Here is a 25009-nt window from a genome sequence, read left to right as displayed (position 1 = left end):
AACGGGTGAATGTCAAAAGATTGAGTGTAGCACGATTGAAAGAACGTAAATTATTTAGGAAATATATGAAGAATCCGCCTTCAGCATGTTGTTCTCTAGGTCTTAAGTCTGAGGAAAATTATGTTGATTACAGGTATACTTATAGTAAGAAACAGGGAATGACTGCATAAATAGGCATTTCTAAAAAAGTCGATTTCAAGCAGTCAGAATGTATATGAAATACGATATAATTGATGAAATATAGTGCATATAAATTCGCACATATAAATAAAGGAGCGATTTTGTTGACTGAACTCGAGAAAAAAGAACCTGTATCCATTGTGAAAGATAATAATGTAGAAGTAGTAGTTGATACAGTTATAAAAGATGCAGAATTAGAGGAACTAAATAAAGAAGCTGATCTTTATGTACAAAAGTTAAATAGCGAGCAAAATACAGATTTATCAAAAGTATTGTCTCAGCTAGGAGATTTAGGGGATAAAGAGCAACAAGCAGCAGGACAAACGTTATCAGCTTTAAAACGCCCTGTAACAGCGATGATGAATGGGAAAAATGAAGAAATTCCAAATACATTGTTAGAATTAAGAAAAGTGGTATCAGAGCTTGATCCCAATTCACTTAAAGCAAGTGGTATGAAGAAAATAATGTTTAAAGTATTCAAGAAAAATCCACTTGAAACATACGTGCATAAATACCAATCTATAGATAAACAAATCGAGGAAATTATTAGATCCCTTCTAATTGGTCGTGATAACTTACAAGAGGATACAGTTGGTCTTGAAATGTTAAAAGAACAATCGCACGATAAAATTCATGCTCTTGATAAACAAGTATACTTAGGGAAAAAGCTTACTGGCATGCTTGAAGCTGAGAAACAAAACCCAGAGCGTCAAAGGGATATCCCGTTAATTAACGATGCATTAGAAAAGATACTTGTACGTACACGTAATATGCAGCAAGCGAAAAGTGTATTATTACAATCTATAGCTTCTGTAGACATCATTAAGAAAAATAATGAAAAATTAACAGAGGCAATACGTAATGCGATTACGATGACGCAAAACGTTGTAACAGTTTCAGCTGCTATTCAGCTTGCATTAACGAATCAACGTAAAACAATTGATGCAGTAAATGCGACGAATGAAGCAATTGAATCGATGGTATTAAGTAATTCTCAAGCGTTAAAACAAAATACAGAAGAAACGACGAAATTGCTTGAAAACCCTGCTATTAGCATGGATAAATTACGTGAATCATTCCAAAATGTGTTCGCTGCAATTGAAGCATCTGAAAAATCGTCAGAACGTATTATTGAGTCAAGCAAGAAGTTCGTTATTGAACTAGACACATTTAATGATGAGATGAAGCAGAAACTCATTCAGCGTCCAAGGAAATAACTGATTATTAGAGGAGGTGAACAAATGAGTTTCATTCAAACAGTACTATTACTACTTGGTACATTGCTTTTAATAGCATTTACTGTCGTTGTTTTAGTCGTATACTTCGGGCGGAAACTGTATTTTTCATGGACGAAGCCATATAAAAGAGCGCAAGATTCTCTAGATAAGATATCAAACAAATCAATACCGTTTCTACAAGAATTTACACAACATCCACTGTTTTATCGCTGGATTCGCACCGAAGGAAAGAAAGAACAAAATACATTAAATACTCTATTTTGTGCATCAGGTCAACGTACGAGAGAGCAAGTCTTCTCGATGTTACCGAAAGAAAAGCAGAAAAAAGTGCATGTAATGGCAAAAACTACGAAAAAGCTTACGAATGAAGATATTGATGTGGCTGCGATGAAAGTGAAAGATTTCTTAAGACAAGAAACGCAGCAAACTGTAAAACCGACAGACTTATCATTTTACAAATTGTATTTTTATGACCGTTATCCAGACGCATTAAATACAATTCAAGCGTATAAACGCTCAATAAATCCTTCATTACAAAGAACGGTTGATGATATTACAATTTCAGTATTAAATGCACTTCCGTACTATCAAGAGCAACGCATGTTTGAACAACAACATAAACTTGAAACATTCTTAATGAAAGATTTAACGGCCATGTTATCGTTGGTAGTACAATTACCACCTTCACAAAGACCAGAGAAGGAAGAAGAACTGAAGATCTACTTGGAAAATTTCAAAAAAGAAATGGAAGTAGTAGAGCGAGATATTCGCGACTCGATTGATCACGATTTAAATGTGAAGATGAGAGCAGCGACTGAGAAGTTTAAGAATAAATAACAAAAAGCGCCTTAAAAGCTAAGTATCACAGCTTTAAGGCGCTTTTTTTATGAGGTTTTATTTTGCTCTAACGGTAGTATGACTAGAAGCCACACTTTCATTATGCAATCGATCAACTGCAGTTACGACATACGTATACGTTTCTCCAGAAATAGCGGTTTTATCTACATAAATTTCTCCAAGTTTTGTTTTTCTTACAGTAGTAAGTAAATTTTTGGGGTTTTGTATATCCGCTTCATTTTTCCCATTCGCGCGGTAAATAGCGTAATAAGCAGAATCATTATCTCTATTGTCAATGATGCCAATTGCAATACCTTCATTTCTTGGAATGGCACCTTTTAAAGTCGGTTGTTTTGGTGGATCATGATCAATCCAAGGCATAGGCGGGATTAATGCAGGATGTTTATATATGTCTTTTGAGAGTCTATCTTTAACTCCAAGTGGATTGTTATTAATATCTTTTAAGCTAAAATGCATACTACCTTTAATTTCAGGATATAGCCGGTTTAATGCAATTTGTCTTGGATATTCTTCTGGATCAGACCAAGCAGGGACGGAGTTATTATTAATTTTATAGGCCGCTTGACCAATGTATAGGTGAATCGGTTTGTTATTTGTTTCTTTAACCCACCAATCTACTAATATGTCATATGAAGCTGGGGTGAAACCTATATTCCAATATATTTGCGGTGTAATGTAGTCAATATATCCTTTTTGTATCCACTCACGTGTGTCAGCATAAAGGTCATCATAGTTTCTTTGGCCTGCGGTTGTGTTAGAGCCAGTCGGATCGTCAGCTATATTTCTCCATACGCCGAACGGACTAATGCCAAACTTTACATATGATTTTTCTTGTTTTATAGCAGTATTTAAATCTTTTACAAGTTCATTTACATTGTTACGTCGCCAATCTTCTATATTTGTAAATCTACCGTTATTATATGTTTCGTACGTTTTCTGATCTGGAAATTCTTCACCGGCTACTTTATATGGATAAAAATAATCATCCATATGCAGCGCATCAATATCGTAATTTTGTACGATTTCTAAAGCACCTTCTGTTATAAATTTTTTCACTTCTGGAATACCGGGATTGTAATATAACTTTCCGCCATAAGGGACAACCCAATTGGGATGTTGCCTTGCAGGGTGATAGTTTGATAATCGATTTATATCGGTGTGATTCATCGTTATTCGGTATGGATTAATCCAAGCGTGGAATTCTATATTTCTTTTATGAGCTTCTTCAATCATAAATGCGAGCGGGTCATAACCAGGATCTTTTCCTTGTGTACCCGTAATGTATTCAGACCAAGGACCGTAATTTGAAGGATAGAAAGCATCAGCGGTTGGTTTAATTTGTACAACAACTGTATTCATACCAGTGCTTTTTACATCGTCTAATAACGTTATAAATTCTTGCTTCTGTTTTTCAATAGGTAAGCCAGTTTTTGATGGCCAATCAATATTCAGAACTGATGCGATCCATACAGCACGTAATTCATGTTTTTTGTACGTAGTATTTACTTCAGCATAAGTAGAGTGAGGGGGAATGAAAGAGAAAGGGATGAACAAGATAACGATACAACATATCATTAATAAACGTTTAACGATCATTTATACGCCTCCCTATCATATGATTATTTAAAATAATATCTGAGGGGAGGTTGACCTTGCAATAGAGAAAATTGCATATTGAAACATTAATTTAATAGGAAAAATATTTTTAATGAAATTTACTTTCATTATAACTAAATTCATTTACTACTTCATATGCTTGTTAGTAAAGTGAAACTTCCTTTCATTTGAAGGGTAATAAATTATAAGTATAGGAGGATTAATAAATGAAAGTTTTGTTCGTCTGTTCTGGAGGAATGTCCAGTGCAATTGTTGTAAACGCTTTAAAAAAAGAAGCGGAGAAAAATGGTGTGAACATGGAAGTGCATGCAATTGGAACGAATGAGGTAGAGGAAGAAGTAAAGAATGGCTGGGATGTCGTAATGGTGGCACCTCAAATAAGACACCGATTTGATTCTGTAAAAAAATTTGCAGAGGAGGAATCTATTCCGTGTGGCATCATTCCACCGCAAGCATACACGCCACTTGGAGGCCCGACTTTATTAAAAACTGTAAATGAATTAATCAGTTAGGGGGAAGCGTTATGAATAAGTTTGTCACGTTTCTTGATAAAAACTTATCTGGCCCGATGGCAAGGCTTTCTGAGCAGAGGCATCTACAAGCAATCCGTGATGGAGTTATTTCGGCGTTACCATTTATTATAGTAGGAAGCTTCTTTTTAATAGTAGCATTTCCACCACTGCCGAAAGATAGTTTCATATCGGTTTGGGCATTAAAGAATCAAACAAGTATATTGATACCATATCGTTTAACTATGTTTATTATGTCCTTATATATAGCATTTGGAATAGGATATAATTTAGCGAAAAGTTATAAGTTAGATGCTTTATCGGGAGCACAGCTTGCAGTATGTTCACTACTTTTAACATTAACCCCCGAATTAATTGATAAAAAAGGATTTATGCTTCCAATGACAAATCTCGGAGGTCATGGATTATTCGTGACGATGATTGTTTCTATTTTATCCGTAGAGATTTTAAGATTTTGTAAGAAGAAAAATGTAATGATTAAAATGCCAGAACAAGTACCGCCATCTGTGTCGCGTTCATTTGAAGCACTTATACCTGCAGCATTCGTTATTATTATAATGAGTCTAGTAACTGTCGTTTTTAGCATTGATTTACACCATGTTGTTGATAAATTAGCAGCACCATTAGTAAAAGCTGGGGATAGTTACTTCGGTGTAATGATTCCAGTGTTTTTAATTACGTTTTTTTGGTCATTCGGAATCCATGGTGTGTCGGTTGTTGGAACTGTTGCTCGGCCATTATGGGAAGTATACCTAGGGAAAAATGGTGAAGCAGTTGCTAGTGGAGCAGATCAGTTGCCATTTATTTCACCAGAGCCGTTATATCAATGGTTTATATGGATTGGCGGTTCTGGTGCGACGTTAGGGCTTGTATTAGCTATGATTATATTTGGTCGATCGAAATATTCGAAAGCATTATCAAGAACTTGTATTGTTCCGGGTATTTTTAATATTAATGAACCAGTCATATTCGGATTACCGATTGTACTAAATCCAATTTTAATTATCCCATTTATCATTACACCACTTGTAACAGCAACTGTTGCATATTCAGCAACTGCGATGGGATTTGTAACACCAACGCATATTATGCCGCCATGGACATTACCGGCTCCAATTGGTGCATATTTAGCAACAGGTGGAGATTGGCGTGCGATTGTATTAGTTTTTATAAATATAGCAATATCGTTCCTTATTTATTTACCATTCTTTAAAATGTACGACAAAAATATGCTTGAAATTGAAAAGAATGGTGACGGGGAATCTGTTAATCCTTAATCTGCACGCTGTTATTTTGAGTGATAGACTTTTTGTCTATCACTTCTTTCACATTAAAACTAGAAAGGGGGAAATAGAATGAATATAAAATTTAGTTATAAAGGCGTATTTTTATTATTATTTGGAGTGATTTGTGCAAATTTACTTTTTGTCCCTTTATTAGGCATGCTAAATCTATCACAAATGCATAGTATCTGGCTCGTTACAAGTATTGCGGCAAGCGTTTTGCTTACGGTAGTTGTTTCTTTCATTGATGGGTCTTTTGCATCAAAAGCTCAGTTGTTTTTTAGATTTATATTGTTTTCAATTGGTTGTACGTTCGTTACTTACATGATTGTTTTTTAGTAAATAGGAGGTCATGCACGTTATGTATATTGCAGGGGTAATGTCTGGTACTTCATTAGATGGAATAGATGTAGCGCTCGTTCATATAGAAGGAAGTGGTGTAGATTCTAAAATCGAACTCATCCATTTTACTACTGTTCCATTTTGTAATGATATGAAAAATGAGATCCAACAAGCGTTATCAATTGAAACTTCGAATGTCCAACTTATATGTAGTTTAAATTTTAAACTTGGTTTATGCTTTGCCAATGCTGTAAAGGAAGTTTGTAAAGAGGCCAATTTTCCTTTGAGACAATTAGATTTAATAGGCTCTCACGGACAAACGATTTATCATCAGCCAAAGCAAGAAGGGAATATTATTTCTTCAACATTGCAAATTGGGGAACCAGCAGTAATAGCATATGAAACGAACACGACGGTTATCTCGAATTTCCGAACGATGGACATGGCGGCAGGGGGACAAGGTGCACCACTTGTACCATATTCAGAGATTATTTTATATCGGCATCAAACTAAAAATAGACTACTGCAAAATATTGGTGGGATTGGTAATGTTACAGTGGTTCCAAGTAAACGAAGTAATGAGAGTGTTATTGCTTTTGATACTGGACCAGGCAACATGGTAATCGATGAAGTATGTCAAAGATTATTTCATGTACCATATGATCAAAATGGTTGGATCGCAAGTCAAGGGGTGGTTGTAGATGAAATTTTAACATACTGTATGAACCATCCATTTTTGAACGTGAAACCACCAAAATCAACAGGTAGAGAACATTTTGGAGAAGCGTTTGTGACTGAATTATTAAATCGATTTGAAAAGCATAGTAAAGGAAATATATTGGCAACTGTCACGATGTTTACAGCATGTTCAATTGTTCATCATTATAAGGAGTGTATTTTACCGTATTATGACATTGATGAGGTGATTTTAGCTGGTGGTGGAAGTTATAATAATACACTTGTTGAAATGATACGGAATGGATTAAGAGAAGAGAAATGTAGTATATGTATACAAGAGGATATTGGTCATTCTTCAGCAGCGAAAGAAGCGATTGCATTTGCTATTTTAGCAAACGAAACGTATCATCGTAATCCGAGTAATGTGCCGAGCGCAACAGGTGCTAAGAATTCCGTGGTTTTAGGGAATGTAACATTCCCTCCAATATGTAAATGAAAATGAGGCGAACATATGAAGTATATGATTGGAGTAGATGGCGGGGGAACGAAGACAGAGGCAATTGCATTTGATCAAAATGGAAATGAAGTTGTAAGAGGTACGAGCAGATTTGGAAATGTATTAATAGATTTTGATCAGGCGCTTTTGCATATTATGGAAGCAATTAATCAATGCCAGAAGAATTTAATAAATGAGCATTGCGTTTGTATTTGTTTAGGATTAGCTGGTATAAGCGGAGCGAATACAAATGAATTAACATTACGTTTAAAAAAGAAATACGGAACAAAAATTGAAATTTTTAATGATGCAATGATCGCGCATGCAGCTGCTTTAAAAGGTAAGGATGGAATATTAACTATAGGTGGTACAGGTGCAATTTGTATAGGAAAGAAAGGAGAAGTATATCAGTATAGCGGTGGATGGGGACATATTTTAGGAGATGAAGGGAGCGGATATTGGATTGCATTACAAGCTTTAAAGAAAATGACAATTCAATTCGATCAAGGAATCAGCCTTTGTCCATTGAGTTTGAATATTCAAAGGCAGTTTCAACTTTTGACACCGTCTCATATAAAAAGCTTAGTATATACTTCTTCTAAAGATAAAATTGCAGCAATCGCACCATTAGTTATTCAGGAAGCGAGAAGTGGCAATGATGATGCGCATGAAATTATAATGCAAGCTGGAAAGGAATTAGCAAGAATTACGGTAGATGTTTATAACAAGATGCAATTTAAGCGCTCAACTCCAATTGCAGTAAGTGGTAGCATATTGTGTTTAGTACCTGAAATATTTGCTGTATTTAAGAACTGCTGTGAAGAAAGTATGAAAGAAATTACATTTGTATCACAATCAGAAATGGCAGTGAAAGGAACATATTATTTAATGAGGGATATATATTTTTAAAAATAGTATATGAGAATTTTTGTATGATTTGTAAAAATACGATGTTAAAATGTATGAAGGGATGTATGTTAAAAACGTACAATATACGTAGTAATTGAATATTGTATATGTAATCCCATGTAGAAAGTGAATGATTACATGATTAATAGTATGCAGTTTTTATATTTGGTGGCTTCTTATTTAATTGGAAACATATTGACCGCTTATATAGTAACAAAATTGAGACATAACATTGATATTAGGGATGAAGGAAGCGGAAATCCTGGCGCAAGAAATATGGGGCGCGTATATGGAAAAGGGTATTTCATCGCTACATTTTTAGGGGATGCGATTAAAGGGGCAATCGTTGTTACTGTTGCAAAATATCTTTTTGAAGATCCTACATTCATAATGTTAACATTATTGGCCGTTATTATTGGACATATTTACCCAGTTTTATTTAAAGGTAAGGGCGGTAAAGGTATTTCAACATTTATTGGAGGATTAATCGCATTTGATTATTTGATAGCGCTTACCCTCATAGGTATTTTTATTGTATTTTATTTAATATTCAAAGGATTTACGAAGCCAGGACTAATTACGATTGCTTGTTTACCAATTTGTATGATTCTTTATTCTTATTCTGTTGTTACGACTATTTTAAGTGGAATGATTATTGTACTTATTCTATATGTAAATCGAGAATAAAATAAATGTTTAATAAGTGGGGATAATCTCCACTTATCATTTTTTATTAAATAGATAAAGGAGATAAGGCATGGGGTTAATTTATAAAGTTGCTGATCAAGATTGGGAATTTGAAAGTATACATAAATTAAATTATAAAACTTTTGTAGAAGAGATTCCGCAACATGAAGAAACGAAAGACCGGTTTCGTATAGATCGGTTTCATGAAGAAAATACATATTTAATTTGTTTAGATGAGGATAGATTAGTAGGTATGGTCGCGGTGCGGGGAAAACGACCATTCTCGTTAGATTATAAAATTTCAAATTTAGATGTTTATTTGCAAGAGCATGGAGAAAAAGTGTATGAAATTCGTTTACTTTCAGTAGAACGTGAATATAGGAATGGAAGAGCGTTGTTAGGATTAATCCGTTTTCTACATCGTTATTTGCTTCTAAATGGATATGAATTAGCACTCATTTCTGCAACAACACGTGAACTAGCTTTATATGAGCAAATGGGATTCAAAGTTTTCCATACGTTAGTTGGTACAGAAGAAGCGGCCTTTCAGCCAATGTATGTTACCCCTGCTATGTTTGAAGAATCGAGCATTGGGGGGATTATGACGAAAGAATATACGTTTTTACCTGGTCCAGTAGATATTGAAGAGAATGTTCGAAAGGCATTTTGTACTAAGCCTATTTCGCATCGCTCTAAGTCATTTCAAGTGACAATGGACAATGTGAAAAAACGGTTACTTTACATGACAAAAGCAAAACATGTACAACTTATGTTAGGAACAGGGACGTTAGCCAATGATGCGATTGCTTTACAGTTACGTTCTTTAACAGGGAAAGGACTAGTATTAACAAATGGAGAATTTGGAAATAGATTAGTTGGGCATGCAAAACGAGTACAATTACATTTTGATACGTATAAAAAGGAAATGGGAGAGCCGTTTATTTATACAGAATTAGAAGAAATAATGAAAACTGGAAATTATGAATGGCTTTGGTTTGTTCATCATGAAACATCTACTGGAATGTTAAACGATTTAAACGAGCTAAATACTCTTTGTAACACGAATCAAATGAAACTATGTGTAGATTGTATAAGCTCAATTGGTGCAATACCAATAGATTTGAAGAATATATATTTTGCAAGTGGTGTTAGTGGAAAGGCAATTAAATCGTTTACTGGAGTATCTTTTGTTTTTCATAATCACAATGTGAAAGTAAACGAGACATTACCGGCCTATATGGACATTGGTATGTACGAAGAAAATGAAAGTATTCCATATTCTCATTCATGGAATTTAATTTATGCTTTGCAAGAAGCACTGAAGAGATTTGAAGATGAAAAAGTATATGTGAAAATTAAAGAGACATATGATTATATGGAAGAAGCTATTACTAGTATAGGATTAAAACTTGTTTCACCTAAAGAATATGCCGCGAAAATTATACTTACGATTCAATTAAGCGAAGGTCAGTCTTCTAAAACGGTAGGTGATGCGTTAGCTTTACAAGGATATATTGTCCATTATGAATCAGCGTATTTACAAAAGAATAACTGGATCCAAATTGCATGCCTGAATCATTATAAAGAACGTGATATGAAGAGGATGTTAAATTGTTTGCAAATGTGTTTATTTCAGAGTGGGGTACATATATAAAGACTTTTTCTTTTCGTATAAAGGAGCTACGACTTACGAAAACTTAGGAATAGAACATTGGAAGAGGTGTAAGTATGATAACTAGAAAACTCCCATTACATATAGACGATATTAAAAAAGCTCACAAGATTCTAGATAGAAATGCTCGTAAAACGCCATTAGTAAAATCTTTTTACTTGACTAGTAAAACGGGCGGAGAAATTCATTTGAAATTAGAAAATATGCAATTAACGGGTTCTTTTAAATTCCGTGGCGCATTTAATAAAATGTCGCGGCTCACGGATCAAGAAAAAGAAAGAGGTGTGATTGCATGTTCAGCAGGTAATCATGCACAAGGAGTTGCATTATCTGCTCATTTACTCGGTATTAAGAGTAAAATTGTTATGCCAATTTCTGCACCGCAGGCGAAAGTTGAAGCAACTAGAGGATATGGATCTGAAGTGATTTTACATGGTGAAACCTTTGATGATGCAAAGGCAAAATGTGAAGAAATTATAAGGGAAACAGGTGAGACATACTTACATCCATATGATGATGTAGAGGTAATGGCTGGTCAAGGTACAATTGGATTAGATATTCTTGATGATATGTGGGATGTAGATACTGTTATTGTACCAATAGGTGGAGGCGGAATTATTTCTGGTATTTCTGTAGCATTAAAATCTTTTAATCCATCGATTAATATAATTGGTGTCCAAGCAGATAATGTTCATGGAATGAAGGCATCTTACGATAAAGGCGCAATCGTAGAACATTATGAGGCGCCTACTATTGCAGATGGTTGCGCAGTTAAAATACCAGGGGAATTAACATTTGAGATTGTAAAAGAATTAGTAGATGATATTGTAACTGTATCAGAAAAAGAACTGGAAGTAGCGATGAAAGATTTATTACAACGTGGGAAAGCTGTTGTAGAAGGTGCAGGTGCATTAGCAACTGCTGCACTTCTTGCAAGAAAAGTTGATAGTTATATAAAAGGAAAAAAAGTAGTAGCTGTTATATCTGGTGGGAACGTAGACTTACAGCGCATATCAAGTGTATGTGAGCACTTTTTTGTCGCTAATGAAGTGAAATAGTTTTATGAAAGAAGAGCTAAGAGAAATGATCTTAGCTCTTACTTTTTGTCTACTGTTTACTGTAAGTAGCAATAAATTTGCTGTTTAATGAATTGTTTTATTTAAGCACCAATTTTTACACATATCTTTAATGTTACAATAATTATTTCAATATTGTCGAAACATAAGCAGAAATTTAATATAATAGTTTTAATGTGCTAATGAGCGGTGAGGAGGGCAGGTCATGAATAAAGAAGAACAGGTCATGAACGGTTTCAGGGAATTATATAATAAGCTGGTTTGGCTTAATAAAGATAAGATGGAAGAAGGTCTTAAAGGTTTTAAGTCTTCTGAAGTCCACTGCATTGAATATATTGAAAACAATGCAGATTCTAACGTGACACAACTCGCAGAGGCTTTTTATGTGACTCGCGGTGCTATAAGTAGAATGACTAAGAAGCTCATACAAAAAGGCCTTGTTGAAAGCTACCAAAAGTCAGAAAACAAGAAAGAAATTTATTTTAGGCTTACCGAACAAGGGAAAGAAATTTATAAAATCCATGAAAATCTGCACAAAGAGTTTCAAGAGCGGGATAAAGCTGTATTTGAGCAAGTAACTGAAGAAGAATTCAACAGTATAATTAGCTTTGTGGAAAAGTATAGTAGACATTTGGATGCAGAAATAAAAAAACAAGGTATACATATTAAATCGTAATATATTTTAATAATGAAATGGCAGCCTTACTCTAATGAGAATAGGCTGCTTTTTTATCATGTTTTTGTTGACTAATCAACAAAACGGAGTTATCATTTTGTTGACACAGCAACAAAGTTTTTTAAGGAGAGAAGTTAAATGTCTATATTTAGATCACAAAATGAAAGGAAAACTGAAAAAAGCATAGATAAACATGCGTTACTATTCGGACTTATTTCTGTATTTCTTTGTGGTATAGGTTTCAGTATCATCATGCCTGTAGTCCCATTCTTAGTACAGCCATATACAAGTAATCCGGAAGAACAAGCATTAGTTGTTACACTACTAACTTCCGTATATGCGGCTTGCGTGTTTTTAGCTGCCCCAGTACTCGGGGCTTTAAGCGATAAGTATGGCCGTCGGCCATTACTTTTAATATGCTTATTTGGTTCTGCAATTGGGTACTTAGTTTTTGGAATAGGAGGAGCATTATGGGTACTATTTGCTGGACGCATAATAGAAGGAATAACAGGCGGGAGCATAAGTACTATCTTCGCATATTTTGCAGACATTATTCCAAAAGAGCAGAGAACGAAATATTTTGGATGGGTGAGTGCAGTTGTAGGTGCGGGAACTATCATTGGCCCAACCATTGGGGGGATACTTGCCAAGTTTGGTGATACTGTACCTATGTATTTTGGTGCAATCATAACGTTAATAAATGTTGTATATGGGATCAAATATATGCCTGAGAGCCTTGAAAAAAATAATAGGTTGAAAGAGATTACTTTTGTAAGGTTAAATCCTTTTGCGCAGCTAGCAAACATACTTTCCATGAAAAATTTAAAATGGTTACTTGTCTCAGCGTTTTTACTTTGGATACCTAACGGATCTTTACAAGCAATTTTCACGCAATTTACAATGGATACTTTCAGTTGGAAACCTGCATTAATCGGAATTATGTTTTCAATTTTGGGCTTTCAAGACATCTTTTCACAAGCTTTTATAATGCCAAAGCTTTTGATCAAGCTTAGTGATAAACAAATAGCGATACTTGGGATGGTTTCGGAGATTATTGGTTACAGTTTTATTGCAGCATCTGCTTTGTTTTCCCTATATCCTCTTCTAATCGTTGGGATGTTACTGTTTGGTTTTGGTGATTCAATTTTCGGGCCTTCATTCAACGGGATGCTTTCAAAGTCTGTTAGTTCTAGTGAACAAGGAAGGATTCAAGGTGGAAGCCAATCTATTCAAGCTTTAGCAAGAATGATTGGTCCTCTTATTGGAGGGCAAATCTATGTATCGCTTGGTCATGCTGCACCTGCTTTTATGGGTATGATCCTTATATTCGCGGCAATAGCAGTTTTGTATAAGGGGACACATGCAACTGTATAACAGATAGATATAAGAACAAATAATAGGGTGACAGAACTTAGGAATAAGTGCTGACACCCTATTTGTTTACAGTTTGAGGACTAAGAGAAATTCTTTTACTGTTTAGGAATTTATTCTGCAATGCTCTCATGGTAAATGACTAGATAGTTTCATTATGCTTGTGCTGAAGTAAATAATGACTCCATCTTTACTTTGCTCTTCTCTCGAATTTCAGCATCTGCGTGTCTCATAACGTATTTATGCGCTACAGCGATTGCTAAAACATCATCTAATAAGCCAATCCCAATAATAGCAGCTATATCTGGAATGAAATCGATTGTTAATACGTAATAAGATAAAGCGGCTAATATTATGAATTTCGCTTTAGTAGGTAATTCTTTCTTTTTCATTGTGTAGAATAAAATAATACTTTCATATACGCTGGATTTACCGAGGTTTACAGAGCTTTTTTTGAACTTTTTCCAAAGTGTCTGTTTCTCCATATAAACACTCCTTTTACAAAATATAGATTTTTTAAAAGGATGGACAAAGAAGTGAGAGATTAATCAATTTTATTGTTTTTCTTAATTATATATTTCCATAAAAATAGGGGATTACCTGTTTAAAATAATATAATGTGGATTATACAATGATTCACATTGTTCCGTTACATAGTATATATATTGTAAGATGTATGTGGATGATTTAGTTATTATTATGCATTTTATAAGCGGTATGGGGGAAGAAAAATGAAAATAATAGAACTACCAATTGAATTCGAATTTAACGGGCGAAAACAATGTGTTTATCCAAGTTTAATTATAGTACATAATGAATTAACATTAGTCGATACAGGATATACAAGTTTTTTACCTTTAATTGAAAATGCAATATTAAAACATGGATATGAGATGAAAAACTTAAAAAATATAATTATTACTCATTATGATGATGATCATCTAGGGGCTTTATATGATTTCAAAGTGAAATATCCTCACATTAATATTATTGCTAGTGAAATTGAATCTAACTACATTAGTGGTGATATAAAATCAGAGAGGTTAGTTCAAGCTGAAGAAATGTTAGAACGTATGCCAAATGAAGAAAAAGAATTTGGTAAATGGTTTATACAACAGTTAAAAAATATAAAACATATTTCCGTCGATGAAAAAGTGCATGATGGTCAAATGATTTTGAATAATGAATGTCAAATAGTAGCGACGCCAGGACATACTTCGGGGCATATTTCATTATATTTTCCGAATTTAGATTGTGTAATTACGGGAGATGCGGCTGTTCAAGAGAATAGTGAGTTAGTAATAGCTAATCCGAATTTTTGTTTAGATATAGAAAAAGCGAAACAGTCTTTAAATAGGATTAAAAGTTTTAAAGCAGCAGAGTATTATTGCTATCATGGAGGAAAGCTTACTGTATAAACTAATGAAAACCGGTCTTTCCTAAATCGAAAAGATCGGTTTTTTAGTTCATATATTTTGCGATTTCAACCAAATCAGTAACATTATATTTCGGTAAAATTGAAATATATATGTAAAGAAGAATATATATAATTTGAGCAAGATTATAGGGGGGAGAAGATGGGTTCGTTATTTGCTATAATAGAAAAATTAAGAAGTTCATTTTGTCTTCTACTAACATGGAAGCATTAATAAAATCCGAGAAAAAGCAAAAAGAATTTGTCCATCTAGTACACGATGAATATAAAAAAAGAAGATAAGAATTTTTTTATTTTTCATATTTAGTGAAACAAATGGTACAATGAAAGCTAATGTGAAAAATAAGGAAAAGAAGTGGTCTATTTGAAAAACTTTTTAGAATTAGGAATTAGTGAAACTTTTAATCATACATTACGTGAAAATGGAATTACAGAAGCAACACCAATTCAAGAGAAGGCAATTCCTGTTATTATGTCAGGTAAAGATATTATTGGGCAGGCGAAAACAGGAACGGGTAAAACGTTAGCATTCGTGTTACCGATTTTAGAAAAAATCGATCCAGAGTCTAGTGATGTTCAGGCTTTAATTGTTGCACCAACAAGGGAACTAGCCCTGCAAATTACAACTGAAATTAAAAAAATGCTTGTTCAAAGAGAAGATATTAATGTACTAGCGATTTATGGTGGGCAAGATGTAGCACAACAATTGAGAAAATTAAAAGGTAATACACATATTGTTGTTGCAACACCAGGACGATTATTAGATCATATACGCCGTGAAACAATTGATTTAAGTAATCTTTCAACGATTGTACTAGATGAAGCGGATCAAATGCTTTATTTTGGTTTCTTATATGATATTGAAGATATTTTAGATGAGACACCAGGTAGTAAACAAACGATGTTATTCTCAGCAACGATGCCAAAAGATATTAAAAAATTAGCGAAACGTTATATGGATGAGCCGCAAATGATTCAAGTACAAAGTGAAGAAGTAACGGTTGATACAATTGAGCAGCGTGTCATTGAGACGACAGACCGTGCAAAGCCAGATGCACTTCGTTTTGTTATGGACCGTGATCAGCCATTTTTAGCTGTTATTTTCTGTCGTACAAAGGTTAGAGCAAGTAAGCTTTATGATAATTTAAAAGGATTAGGTTATAATTGTGCTGAACTTCATGGTGATATACCTCAAGCGAAACGTGAAAGAGTTATGAAGAGTTTCCGCGAAGCTAAAATTCAGTACTTAATCGCAACGGATGTAGCAGCTCGTGGACTTGATGTAGATGGTGTAACGCACGTATTTAACTTTGATATCCCTGAAGATGTAGAAAGTTACATTCACCGCATTGGCCGAACAGGACGTGCAGGTGGATCAGGTCTTGCAATTACGTTCGTTGCAGCGAAAGATGAAAAACATTTAGAAGAAATTGAAAAAACGCTTGGTGCACCAATACAAAGAGAAATAATCGAACAACCGAAGATAAAACGTGTAGATGAAAATGGAAAACCGGTACCAAAGCCGGCTCCGAAGAAATCAGGTCAAAATCGTCAAAGAGATAGCCGCGAAGGTTCAAGAAGTGAATCAAGACGTGATTCGAGAAATAGCTCGAGAAGTGATTCAAGAAATAGTTCTAGAAATGAAAATAACCGATCATTTAATAAGCCAAGTAATAAAAAAGGTAGTACAAAGCAAGGTCAGCAAAGACGTGGCCGTTAAATAGTTATAATTGTAAAAGAGTCGCAAAATATTGTGGCTCTTTTTTTGTTTGTATACAACAAGGATGATGGCAAGAAAAAAACAAAAATTTCATTCACCGCATTTGAAATTTATAAAGGAAATTTTATAGTCCAAAACCATTAGAGCCAGGGTATTATTATCATTCAGCAGAACACTTTGGTTAAAAGAAAAGGTATTGAAGCGAGCGAGTATTTTCATTACACATTCCGCAATTATCGAAATAGAACAAGAGAAGTTTATGAAGGATTAAACTCGTATTGGTGTACGATCGTTGGAAACTGGAAAACTAATTTGTTAGTTTTGATCGATGAGGAACTCGAGAAGCACCACTGCCATCCTTATGGGGAAATTGCTTACGACGACGATGAAGGTAATGTAGTGATAATATGCGAAATAAGAAAAAAGGACTAGCAGTCGTACCTGCCGTCCTTTAATAGGAGAAAAAGTAATCTTGTTTAGAACTACGCATAAACAGAAAATCTGCTTGTAATTAGTTTTACCCTAAATATACGTGTCTATACAAAAAAGGGATAAGTAAAAAATACTTATCCCCGGAAGGGAAATCCCAAGCATCAAAATGGCTCGTATTGGTCTGCAGGTTCAAAAGTAGTATATGTAAAACGAAAAATCTCATACAAAAAGCAGACAACGATTTTGGTTGTCTGCCAGTGAGTTCAATGAGTTAGCTAATTGTGATAATTTGCATCCCCATTGCGAGAAGAGTGAAGCTGCTAGTTCAAACAGCTTGTTGGTATTATTTTCGATTTCTTAAAAAATATACATCAAAAGAAAGAGGTATTAGCCATGGACACGGCGGCTTGAAAATAGTATGTATTTTTATTTGAAAAATATTCAAGGGGTGAAGAAACATGGAATGTTTAATAAAGGTGTTTGTTTTATTAATCAGTTAATTAATAAAACAAAATAGTTATTTGGGAGAAAGGGAAAATGAATATGAGATGAATTGAAGCTGTTGAAAAATTACTTGAAGTGATGAAAGAATGCTTTTGGAACGGAACATCTTTAAAGGGTGAAGCTAATGATTTTAATATTGTATCTTGGCTGATTGAAGAAGCGACGCGTAAAACAAAATAAAGATTTCATTTTGTAGCAAAGGGGAATAGATATGTGTACTTATTGGGGAAAAGTAGATAAAGAGTTCTTTAAGAGGCAAGAACCGGAACAAAATAAAAGAGCAGCTAGCAAAAGCTAACTGCTCAATACAAGGAGATACAGAGAAGACTACTTTAAATGAATGTTGGCATACAGCCTACATTCAGTATTGACCGAATATTTATTTTAAATTCAATTTATTTAAAGTAAACATCCCAACAGATAAAATGGTTGCGCCTGCTACAGAACCTAGCCAGTCTCTCCAGCCTAATGTATTTAAAGATGCATCTGTTAAATCCGTAATTAAGAAGATAGCAAACATTAATACACCAAATGCTAAGCATCCCCAAAATGTTTCCGAATATTTAATCATCTTCTTTCGGAACTTGCTCATATAAATCACCCTTATTAATAATTTATATTTTTATAAATAAATTATCGCATGTGCGAAAATTAAAAGTGCGAAATATGCAATATTACATATTGGAACTCAACAAAATACTCCATTGATAAGTACATAGATCGAACGGAGGGGAACCGTATCGTATGAATCAATTGTCATTTTTTGAAGTCATCGATGTAAAGGAGATGCGCTGACTTGTGGTGAAGGAGCTGAAAAACTACAAAGTGTTGTGCGTCTGGATAAAGAATCGAGAAAAATAGGATCAAGCGGAGGGCATCGTTCTTTTCCTAAAATGAAAGGTGACGATAAGAAACATGAGATACGTTTTAAACAAATTGAGCGGACGTTAAAAAATAAAAATTTATAAAGGAAATAGAAAGTATGGTGTTGTATATGTACGATAATAGGAAAGTTTTTGCAAACTAAACATATAATTTTAATAGACCGACAGTCGGTCTGGTGGGAAGGAGAACTTGAATGCGAATTGTAAAGGAGTATGAGGAGCGTAGAAAGGAAATTTTAGAAACAGCTGAGCGTTTGTTTCTTACGAAAGGTTATACGAAAACAACCGTGAATGACATTTTAAAAGAAATTGGTATAGCAAAGGGGACGTTTTATCATTATTTTAAGTCGAAGGAGGAAGTAATGGATGAAATCATTATGAGGATTATTAAAGAGGATGTCACTAAGGCGAAAAGGATTGTCTCCAATCCCGATATTCCAGTTTTAGATAAGTTATTTAAAATTTTAATGGAACAATCACCAAAATCAGGAGATGTAAAAGAAAAAATGATTGAACAATTCCATCAACCAAATAATGCAGAAATGCATCAGAAAAGTTTAGTGCAATCCATTATACATTTATCTCCTGTATTAACGGAAGTTTTAGAGCAAGGAATAGAAGAAGGCATATTTTCTACCTCATACCCACAAGAAACAATTGAATTATTACTCTCTTCAGCACAAGTCATATTTGATGATGGTTTATTCCAGTGGAAACCGGAAGAAATGATGAGAAGAGCTAAGGCTTATATTAAAATGATGGAAGTATCTGTTGGAGCGAAAGAAGGGTCCTTTGATTATATGATAGAGGTTTTAATGAAACAGAAATAGCTTTTTTCTGTTTGGGTATTATAGACCGGCAGTCGGTCTAGGTTAAATGAAGGATGTGATGAGGATGCCAGCAAGTATTCAATCTTCCTTGAAAGATTTTCACTTAATGGTAAGTGGTCAAATTATTACTATTTTAGGTTCAACACTATTACGTTTTGCACTGTCTTTAACAGGACGTGCCGATATATTTGCAGGGTTATATGCCATAACGAGTATCCCGTTTTTGTTAGCTCCTCTTGGCGGAGCGATAGCAGATCGTTTCAACCGCCGTAATGTAATGGTCATTTTGGATTTTATAAACGCTGCTATTGTATTAAGTTTTATATTTTTGTTATTAACTGAATCGGTATCTATTTTATTGATTGGAACAATTATGTTTTTACTAGCAGTCGTTAGTGCAATGTACTCACCAGTTGTTATGGCAAGTATTCCGCAATTAGTTCCAGAGAAAAAGTTAGAACAAGCAAACGGTATCATAAATGGTGTGCAAGCATTATCTAATATAGTTGCACCTGTACTAGGAGGAATATTATATGGCATAATTGGTTTGAAAATGCTCGTAATAACAAGTTGTCTTGCTTTCTTTTTATCTGCGATTTTAGAAATGTTTATTACAATACCTTTTATAAAAAGAGCGCAAGAAAGCCATATCATACTGACAATTGTAAAAGATATGAAAGAAGGTTTTCTTTATGTTTTAAAGCAACCTTTTATTTTGAAGGCTATGTTACTTGCAGCTTTACTAAACTTAATTTTGACACCGTTATTTGTTGTTGGAGGACCTATTATGTTACGAGTAATTATGCAGAGTAGCGATACGATGTATGGAATTGGAATGGGATTAATTGATTTTGCAACCATATTAGGGGCATTGTCAATTGGTTTCTTTGCTAATAAGTTACAGATGAAAACATTATATTATTGGATGCTTATCATAGCTCTATTAGTCATACCAGTGGCACTCTCGGTTACACCATTTATTCTCAATTTAGGAATCTATTCACCATTTATCCTCTTTATACTTTCTTCTATTCTAATTGCGATGATTATGACAATTGTATCCATCTATGTGATTACTGTAGTCCAAAAGAAAACACCAAATGAAAATCTAGGAAAAGTGATGGCAATTATAACAGCGGTATCTCAATGTATGGCACCGATTGGGCAAGTCGTTTATGGTTTTATGTTTGAAGGATTCAGTACGAAAATTTATTTACCTATATTAGCTATTAGTTTCATAATGATAATAATAGCGGTGGTGATGAAGAAAATATTAAGAAATGAAGGGAATTAGCTTCATATGATTAGGAGAATGTTAAAAAGAGTCAGCGGATTCGGTGAGCAAGTCGCAGTTTGGATAAACGGTAAAGTTGATCGTGTAGATACTAAGTTTACTGAAAAGATAAAATAATCATTTTAGAAAGTGGGTTCGCTTATGAGTGTAGCAAGAAGTCATGAAGCGATGAAGGAATCACGTTTGAAAATATACATTGCTTTAGAAGAAGCTAACTTCATTTGGGATGAAAGAGATGTAATTCGTTTTCGTGAAATGTGGAATCAAGGTATGAGTTTACCAGAAATGGTGGAAGCACTAAGGAGACATCATGCTGAGGTTGCGCTCCTTGTAATAGATCAGGCTGATAAGTATTTAATTGAAAATCGTCCGATAGGATTAGGAATTTGCTAAATAGGAAGGGGAAAACAAAATGAAAGCTATGGAAAATGGTGTATATGAAACAACTAAATTAGTTAGTAAATCAAAGGGAGGAAAAGCTGCAATGAATATTAATCAAATCAGTGAATTAGATCAATATCAAGAAGCGGCATTATGCACATGGAATACAAATAATGATTTCGGTGGACATGTTTTAAATGCAGCATTAGGGCTTACGGGAGAAGCTGGCGAGATTGCTGATGTTGTAAAAAAAGCAATTTTTCATCATGGATTTGATCTGGCTCATTGTCCAGGAGAAGAAGAAGGGAATACGCATAAAATCGCTTTAGAGTTAGGAGACATCTTGTACTACATTTCAATCATGTCTCACGAAATGGGGTATACCCTAGAAGATATTGCTCAAATGAATATATCTAAATTAGCAAAAAGATACCCAGGCGGATTTAGTCGAGAAGCTAGTCAAAATCGTGTAGATGTGAAGTGAAAATCGTAATAAAAAAGAGCCATGAGTGGAAAGACTCATAGCTCTTTGTATAAGGGTAATGATTTTATAGGTGAATATTACCGTAAAATACCAAAAAAATTCAATGTCAGTAAATTAATTGGTATGTGATTTAAATTTCATTAAAAAGGAGGAATAGAGGAATATGTAAAAGACTTTGAAAAATCTATAAAAAAAGAATTCAGTAAAACTCTGAATTCTTTTAAATGAATAGTTGGGAAAACACAGCCTCAAGGATATTTTTTCGAATGTTTTGTGATTTGTATATAAAATAAAAAATCAACGGTATATAAAAAATTGTGATGCTAAAGAAAATAAGAATAAAAAAAGATAATAAGGTAAGAAAATACATAATTAATTTTATGTTCTTTTCTTGAGTTAGGATCATTAAGGTCCTCCTATATGTATGAGATTTGTTGTATCTATTAAAAATACGGGATGTAGGTAATTATAATATGAAAATTAATTGTATTAGAATTCTGTATCAAAAAGAACACGTAATAAATTAAAAAAGAGCTTTATTTTATTATAGATAAATAGGTGACTCAGCAATTGTGCTAGCCGAGTCACCTAGTACTATGGAACCAGATAATGTTCTTTTTTTATATGTAGTTATGTGGAGTTCTTAGAGGCTAGCCCAATAGACAGTTAAGGGATAAATAAAATCATTTTAGAGAGTTTTACATTTTATTATGTTAATGCTACAACAGCAAGAGTTAAGCCCAATGTATTTAATGTATTAGAATATGGTCCTACATTAACAGTAAGAGTACTTGTTATACCTGAAGGTGTAGTGAAAATAGCGGGTGCTGATACAGAAGTGAATCCTGCAGTATATCCCAGAGAAGTACCAGAGCCAATGATTGGATTATTATTAAGGTACATAGTGATACCTGCCGAATTACCTCCTGGTTGAATGATAACTTGCACTTCATAGATTGCCAAATAGGTTCTTCCACCTTCAAGTAAAACAGTTGTTGGTGGTGTGAATGAGATTGCCGTACCATTAGAATTTACCACGGTATCTAGTGGAATCGCAAAATTTACAAAAACTATTGATGGGGTAGTTTGAACAACATTTAAACTGTTAGCCGTGGGGGATGGACAAGTGCAAGGGTTGTGAAAGTTAGAGTTATTATCATTTTGGTAATTCACAAATAATCAAGCTCCTTTACGTAAGATAATTTTTTATCCTATATAAAACGTAGCTTTTTTGTATCTAAGTTATTTTTAATAAGTTTTTAAAGAGAAGTCGAATATTGGTGGTCAGTCAATTCTTAAAAATATTTGATACTCTGGGATTTCAAAGTGCATCTGATAAATATATATGAATGTTTTTTTTAGGACATTACTGTAAGTTAGGAAACATAAAAAAATAGTTATTTGAATTAAATAGAGCACCATTAGAGATTGGGGTGCTCTTAAGCCAAGACCTATAATGTGGATTACTAAAGTCTGTGTACGTATATGAACGTTGTATATAAATAGTACAGAAAAAGAAAATTTAACAAAGGTTAACTGTATGAATCTAATGGGAATGAATTAAAGAATACTGTATGCAAGATTGATGATAATGTTATCCATCCAAATGTAATTGTAATATATTTTAAGATTTTCATTATGGTAATAATGCGCCACTAAAAAAATTACTACTGCCTACAGTTAAAGTTCCGTTTTCTGCTGCAGAAAATTGTATATCTATTGTTTGGCCAGCTAATAAATCAATAATAGTTGTAATTTCAAGTTGAGGTGTACCACCAGTAGTAATTGTTCCTGTTTGGCTAGCAACTGATACTAAATTTTTTCTTATAGTTATTCTTAGAGTAGAAGTCGTACCTAAAGTTGGATTAAATCCTATACTGGCACTGAATAAATAGATACCATTTATAGGGGCTGTAAATGTATTCGTTACTGGAGAATACCCTCCACCATTATTAAATATTATACTACCATACGATACTTGAATATCTGCAGGAGAAGTAAAAGACTGTGCAACATTTTTTTCTGCACGAAAATTAATGTTAAATGTGGGTCCGGTAGGCCCAGTGTTCCCAGTAGGCCCAGTGTCGCCAGTAGGCCCGGTGTTCCCAGTAGGCCCAGTGTCGCCAGTAGGCCCGGTGTTCCCAGTAGGCCCAGTGTCGCCAGTAGGCCCAGTGTTCCCAGTAGGCCCAGTGTCGCCAGTAGGCCCGGTGTTCCCAGTAGGCCCAGTGTCGCCAGTAGGCCCAGTGTCGCCAGTAGGCCCGGTGTTCCCAGTAGGCCCAGTGTCGCCAGTAGGCCCGGTGTTCCCAGTAGGCCCAGTGTCGCCAGTAGGCCCGGTATCGCCGGTAGGCCCAGTGTCGCCAGTAGGCCCGGTATCGCCGGTAGGCCCGGTGTTCCCAGTAGGCCCAGTGTCGCCAGTAGGCCCGGTATCGCCGGTAGGCCCGGTGTTCCCAGTAGGCCCAGTGCTGCCAGTAGGTCCGGTAATGCCAGTAGGCAGAGTAAATGATGGGATTGGTGGGAAAGTAGGCCCGACTAGGTCGGGAGAAATTGAAATTTCAGATTTTATTTTAGATGAATTGAATCTGTCTTTCCTAGACATACGTGACCGGTTAAATTTGTCTTTTCTAGACATATGTATATCATCCTTTCTTAGAATCTCAGATTATATCCAGTAGATGCATGATATGAATTGGGTGTGATTGTATTTTGAGATAATAAGAAACAAATTTATCTAATCTAACTATAAAAATCAGAACTAAACAAAAGCGTTATTTTATAGTGATGCAAAAAGAGTACATATCGAATATGTACTCTTGAAAAAAGGAAGTGTATATAAGTGATGAAACACTATACTACAACATATGCTTGTCTCATTTAAAAGTGCAAGGAATATAACAAAATAGTTATTTTGTTATATAAAAAACATGCACAAAAATTGTGCATGTATAGTAAAAGCTATGTCTTGTCTATATAAATATATGCTTAGTTTATATAAATCGTGTGTATGTTTGAACGAAATAGTTATTTGTAATATAAAGAGCGCTTTTTAAGGCGCTCCATGAACAAAACTAATATTGAAAAAGAATACCACATGATATTTTATGTATGTTCTTAATGAATGTGCAGTTTAAGAAAATCTTTCTTTTGCACAACAAAGCAGCTAGTTAATAAAACTAACTGCTTGTTGTACAAAAGAAACGCTGCGCTTACAGAAATAGTTTGTAACATTAAGTTACAAAAATAGTATGAACAGGGTTAAAAATGTTATTCAGAAGTGAAAGAAAAAAATAAAAAAGAGCGCCATGCATTGAACTGCACCCCAATTGTTAGACACAGTCTAACAATTGGAGGTGCAGTTTTTCTATGGCTAAATTTACAGCTGATGAAAAAATACAAATCGTTCTACGTTATTTGAACGGAAATGAAAGTTATCGA

General features: G+C 34.3%; 23 protein-coding genes and 2 pseudogenes. 19 read left to right on the top strand and 6 right to left on the bottom strand.

The genetic code is table 11. The annotated features are described in order from the left end of the window. Window positions 1-284: 284 nt before the first annotated feature. Window positions 285-1397, top strand: a complete 1113-nt coding sequence (locus ACO6VI_RS27645; RefSeq protein ID WP_142338398.1) for a toxic anion resistance protein — start codon at window positions 285-287, stop codon at window positions 1395-1397. 24 nt (window positions 1398-1421) lie between these two features. Beyond that, complete coding sequence (locus ACO6VI_RS27640) at window positions 1422-2255, top strand: DUF3974 domain-containing protein (protein ID WP_000008372.1); 834 nt, start codon at window positions 1422-1424, stop codon at window positions 2253-2255. A 57-nt stretch (window positions 2256-2312) separates the two neighbouring features. Here the strand turns inward: ACO6VI_RS27640 and ACO6VI_RS27635 are convergent, their stop codons facing one another. Further along, on the bottom strand, window positions 2313-3872 hold the full coding sequence (locus tag ACO6VI_RS27635) for a glycoside hydrolase family 10 protein (protein ID WP_098840539.1): 1560 nt from the start codon (window positions 3870-3872) through the stop codon (window positions 2313-2315). A gap of 227 nt (window positions 3873-4099) precedes the next feature. On the opposite strand from ACO6VI_RS27635, the gene ACO6VI_RS27630 reads away from it, so the two are divergent. From ACO6VI_RS27630 to ACO6VI_RS27585, 10 genes are all read left to right on the top strand, one after another. Next, window positions 4100-4405 carry a PTS sugar transporter subunit IIB gene (locus ACO6VI_RS27630; RefSeq protein WP_000865907.1) on the top strand — a complete coding sequence of 102 codons (306 nt, stop codon included), beginning with the start codon at window positions 4100-4102 and terminating at the stop codon, window positions 4403-4405. An 11-nt stretch (window positions 4406-4416) separates the two neighbouring features. After that, the gene (locus tag ACO6VI_RS27625) at window positions 4417-5700 is read left to right on the top strand and encodes a PTS sugar transporter subunit IIC (protein ID WP_001032277.1); all 1284 of its coding nucleotides are present in this window, start codon (window positions 4417-4419) and stop codon (window positions 5698-5700) included. Window positions 5701-5778: 78 nt separating this feature from the next. After that, window positions 5779-6045: a hypothetical protein gene (locus tag ACO6VI_RS27620; RefSeq protein WP_001021963.1), complete on the top strand. Its 267-nt coding sequence runs from the start codon at window positions 5779-5781 to the stop codon at window positions 6043-6045. 22 nt (window positions 6046-6067) lie between these two features. Next, window positions 6068-7222 carry an anhydro-N-acetylmuramic acid kinase AnmK gene (gene anmK / locus ACO6VI_RS27615; RefSeq protein WP_078993321.1) on the top strand — a complete coding sequence of 385 codons (1155 nt, stop codon included), beginning with the start codon at window positions 6068-6070 and terminating at the stop codon, window positions 7220-7222. 15 nt (window positions 7223-7237) lie between these two features. Then, window positions 7238-8131 carry a BadF/BadG/BcrA/BcrD ATPase family protein gene (locus ACO6VI_RS27610; protein ID WP_088020970.1) on the top strand — a complete coding sequence of 298 codons (894 nt, stop codon included), beginning with the start codon at window positions 7238-7240 and terminating at the stop codon, window positions 8129-8131. A 138-nt stretch (window positions 8132-8269) separates the two neighbouring features. Next, the gene (gene plsY, locus ACO6VI_RS27605; RefSeq protein WP_088020971.1) at window positions 8270-8818 is read left to right on the top strand and encodes a glycerol-3-phosphate 1-O-acyltransferase PlsY; all 549 of its coding nucleotides are present in this window, start codon (window positions 8270-8272) and stop codon (window positions 8816-8818) included. 70 nt (window positions 8819-8888) lie between these two features. Next, complete coding sequence (locus ACO6VI_RS27600) at window positions 8889-10472, top strand: aminotransferase class V-fold PLP-dependent enzyme (RefSeq protein ID WP_063547264.1); 1584 nt, start codon at window positions 8889-8891, stop codon at window positions 10470-10472. Window positions 10473-10546: 74 nt separating this feature from the next. After that, on the top strand, window positions 10547-11548 hold the full coding sequence (gene tdcB, locus ACO6VI_RS27595) for a bifunctional threonine ammonia-lyase/L-serine ammonia-lyase TdcB (protein WP_063547265.1): 1002 nt from the start codon (window positions 10547-10549) through the stop codon (window positions 11546-11548). 223 nt (window positions 11549-11771) lie between these two features. After that, window positions 11772-12242 carry a MarR family transcriptional regulator gene (locus ACO6VI_RS27590; RefSeq protein ID WP_001030904.1) on the top strand — a complete coding sequence of 157 codons (471 nt, stop codon included), beginning with the start codon at window positions 11772-11774 and terminating at the stop codon, window positions 12240-12242. A gap of 138 nt (window positions 12243-12380) precedes the next feature. After that, a complete protein-coding gene (locus tag ACO6VI_RS27585; RefSeq protein ID WP_088020972.1) occupies window positions 12381-13616 on the top strand; it encodes an MFS transporter in 1236 nt (411 codons plus the stop codon). A gap of 152 nt (window positions 13617-13768) precedes the next feature. Here ACO6VI_RS27585 and ACO6VI_RS27580 read toward each other — a convergent pair whose 3' ends face one another. Then, window positions 13769-14098, bottom strand: coding sequence for a YkvA family protein (locus tag ACO6VI_RS27580; protein WP_000415089.1), 330 nt, complete (start codon window positions 14096-14098; stop codon window positions 13769-13771). Between the two features lie 246 nt (window positions 14099-14344). Between ACO6VI_RS27580 and ACO6VI_RS27575 the strand changes: the two genes are divergently transcribed. Next, the gene (locus ACO6VI_RS27575) at window positions 14345-15031 is read left to right on the top strand and encodes an MBL fold metallo-hydrolase (RefSeq protein WP_098840538.1); all 687 of its coding nucleotides are present in this window, start codon (window positions 14345-14347) and stop codon (window positions 15029-15031) included. Between the two features lie 372 nt (window positions 15032-15403). Beyond that, window positions 15404-16768 (top strand): DEAD/DEAH box helicase, encoded by a 1365-nt coding sequence (locus ACO6VI_RS27570; RefSeq protein WP_002196494.1) that lies wholly within the window; start codon window positions 15404-15406, stop codon window positions 16766-16768. A gap of 1315 nt (window positions 16769-18083) precedes the next feature. On the opposite strand, the gene ACO6VI_RS27565 is transcribed toward ACO6VI_RS27570, so the two are convergent. Beyond that, window positions 18084-18296, bottom strand: a complete 213-nt coding sequence (locus ACO6VI_RS27565; RefSeq protein ID WP_063547269.1) for a hypothetical protein — start codon at window positions 18294-18296, stop codon at window positions 18084-18086. A gap of 486 nt (window positions 18297-18782) precedes the next feature. Here ACO6VI_RS27565 and ACO6VI_RS27560 point away from each other — a divergent pair, with 486 nt between their 5' ends. The 5 genes and pseudogenes from ACO6VI_RS27560 (at window position 18783) to ACO6VI_RS27540 (ending at window position 21577) form a co-directional block, all read left to right on the top strand. Continuing rightward, window positions 18783-19418 (top strand): TetR/AcrR family transcriptional regulator, encoded by a 636-nt coding sequence (locus tag ACO6VI_RS27560; RefSeq protein WP_161520165.1) that lies wholly within the window; start codon window positions 18783-18785, stop codon window positions 19416-19418. Between the two features lie 64 nt (window positions 19419-19482). Next, complete coding sequence (locus ACO6VI_RS27555; protein ID WP_422424641.1) at window positions 19483-20712, top strand: MFS transporter; 1230 nt, start codon at window positions 19483-19485, stop codon at window positions 20710-20712. A gap of 30 nt (window positions 20713-20742) precedes the next feature. Continuing rightward, window positions 20743-20829 (top strand): annotated as a pseudogene (locus ACO6VI_RS27550) (DUF3954 domain-containing protein); the annotation flags it as partial. A gap of 24 nt (window positions 20830-20853) precedes the next feature. Next, on the top strand, window positions 20854-21105 hold the full coding sequence (locus tag ACO6VI_RS27545; RefSeq protein ID WP_088020974.1) for a helix-turn-helix domain containing protein: 252 nt from the start codon (window positions 20854-20856) through the stop codon (window positions 21103-21105). 19 nt (window positions 21106-21124) lie between these two features. Next, on the top strand, window positions 21125-21577 hold the full coding sequence (locus tag ACO6VI_RS27540; protein ID WP_063547273.1) for a nucleoside triphosphate pyrophosphohydrolase family protein: 453 nt from the start codon (window positions 21125-21127) through the stop codon (window positions 21575-21577). A 223-nt stretch (window positions 21578-21800) separates the two neighbouring features. On the opposite strand, the pseudogene ACO6VI_RS27535 reads toward ACO6VI_RS27540, so the two are convergent. From ACO6VI_RS27535 to ACO6VI_RS27525, 3 genes and pseudogenes are all read right to left on the bottom strand, one after another. Continuing rightward, window positions 21801-21983, bottom strand: a pseudogene (locus ACO6VI_RS27535) (hypothetical protein); the annotation flags it as partial. A 302-nt stretch (window positions 21984-22285) separates the two neighbouring features. Next, window positions 22286-22750: a hypothetical protein gene (locus ACO6VI_RS27530; RefSeq protein ID WP_422424639.1), complete on the bottom strand. Its 465-nt coding sequence runs from the start codon at window positions 22748-22750 to the stop codon at window positions 22286-22288. Window positions 22751-23213: 463 nt separating this feature from the next. Then, complete coding sequence (locus ACO6VI_RS27525; protein ID WP_422424651.1) at window positions 23214-24173, bottom strand: exosporium leader peptide-containing protein; 960 nt, start codon at window positions 24171-24173, stop codon at window positions 23214-23216. Window positions 24174-25009 lie beyond the last annotated feature (836 nt).

The organism is Bacillus sp. PSXD-155 (assembly GCF_049310765.1).
GTDB lineage: Bacteria > Bacillota > Bacilli > Bacillales > Bacillaceae_G > Bacillus_A > Bacillus_A cereus.
The sequence above is the reverse complement of the archived record's forward strand: the minus strand, read 5'-3'. Positions and strand labels throughout refer to the sequence as shown.

Bases quoted from the DNA above. Each gene is read 5' to 3' on its own strand.
- ACO6VI_RS27640 (WP_000008372.1), top strand. From the start codon at position 1,422: ATGAGTTTCATTCAAACAGTACTATTACTACTTGGTACATTGCTTTTA.
- ACO6VI_RS27635 (WP_098840539.1), bottom strand. From the start codon at position 3,872: ATGATCGTTAAACGTTTATTAATGATATGTTGTATCGTTATCTTGTTC.
- ACO6VI_RS27630 (WP_000865907.1), top strand. From the start codon at position 4,100: ATGAAAGTTTTGTTCGTCTGTTCTGGAGGAATGTCCAGTGCAATTGTT.
- ACO6VI_RS27625 (WP_001032277.1), top strand. From the start codon at position 4,417: ATGAATAAGTTTGTCACGTTTCTTGATAAAAACTTATCTGGCCCGATG.
- ACO6VI_RS27620 (WP_001021963.1), top strand. From the start codon at position 5,779: ATGAATATAAAATTTAGTTATAAAGGCGTATTTTTATTATTATTTGGA.
- anmK (WP_078993321.1), top strand. From the start codon at position 6,068: ATGTATATTGCAGGGGTAATGTCTGGTACTTCATTAGATGGAATAGAT.
- ACO6VI_RS27610 (WP_088020970.1), top strand. From the start codon at position 7,238: ATGAAGTATATGATTGGAGTAGATGGCGGGGGAACGAAGACAGAGGCA.
- plsY (WP_088020971.1), top strand. From the start codon at position 8,270: ATGATTAATAGTATGCAGTTTTTATATTTGGTGGCTTCTTATTTAATT.
- ACO6VI_RS27600 (WP_063547264.1), top strand. From the start codon at position 8,889: ATGGGGTTAATTTATAAAGTTGCTGATCAAGATTGGGAATTTGAAAGT.
- tdcB (WP_063547265.1), top strand. From the start codon at position 10,547: ATGATAACTAGAAAACTCCCATTACATATAGACGATATTAAAAAAGCT.
- ACO6VI_RS27590 (WP_001030904.1), top strand. From the start codon at position 11,772: ATGAATAAAGAAGAACAGGTCATGAACGGTTTCAGGGAATTATATAAT.
- ACO6VI_RS27585 (WP_088020972.1), top strand. From the start codon at position 12,381: ATGTCTATATTTAGATCACAAAATGAAAGGAAAACTGAAAAAAGCATA.
- ACO6VI_RS27580 (WP_000415089.1), bottom strand. From the start codon at position 14,098: ATGGAGAAACAGACACTTTGGAAAAAGTTCAAAAAAAGCTCTGTAAAC.
- ACO6VI_RS27575 (WP_098840538.1), top strand. From the start codon at position 14,345: ATGAAAATAATAGAACTACCAATTGAATTCGAATTTAACGGGCGAAAA.
- ACO6VI_RS27565 (WP_063547269.1), bottom strand. From the start codon at position 18,296: ATGAGCAAGTTCCGAAAGAAGATGATTAAATATTCGGAAACATTTTGG.
- ACO6VI_RS27560 (WP_161520165.1), top strand. From the start codon at position 18,783: ATGCGAATTGTAAAGGAGTATGAGGAGCGTAGAAAGGAAATTTTAGAA.
- ACO6VI_RS27555 (WP_422424641.1), top strand. From the start codon at position 19,483: ATGCCAGCAAGTATTCAATCTTCCTTGAAAGATTTTCACTTAATGGTA.
- ACO6VI_RS27545 (WP_088020974.1), top strand. From the start codon at position 20,854: ATGAGTGTAGCAAGAAGTCATGAAGCGATGAAGGAATCACGTTTGAAA.
- ACO6VI_RS27540 (WP_063547273.1), top strand. From the start codon at position 21,125: ATGAAAGCTATGGAAAATGGTGTATATGAAACAACTAAATTAGTTAGT.
- ACO6VI_RS27525 (WP_422424651.1), bottom strand. From the start codon at position 24,173: ATGTCTAGGAAAGACAGATTCAATTCATCTAAAATAAAATCTGAAATT.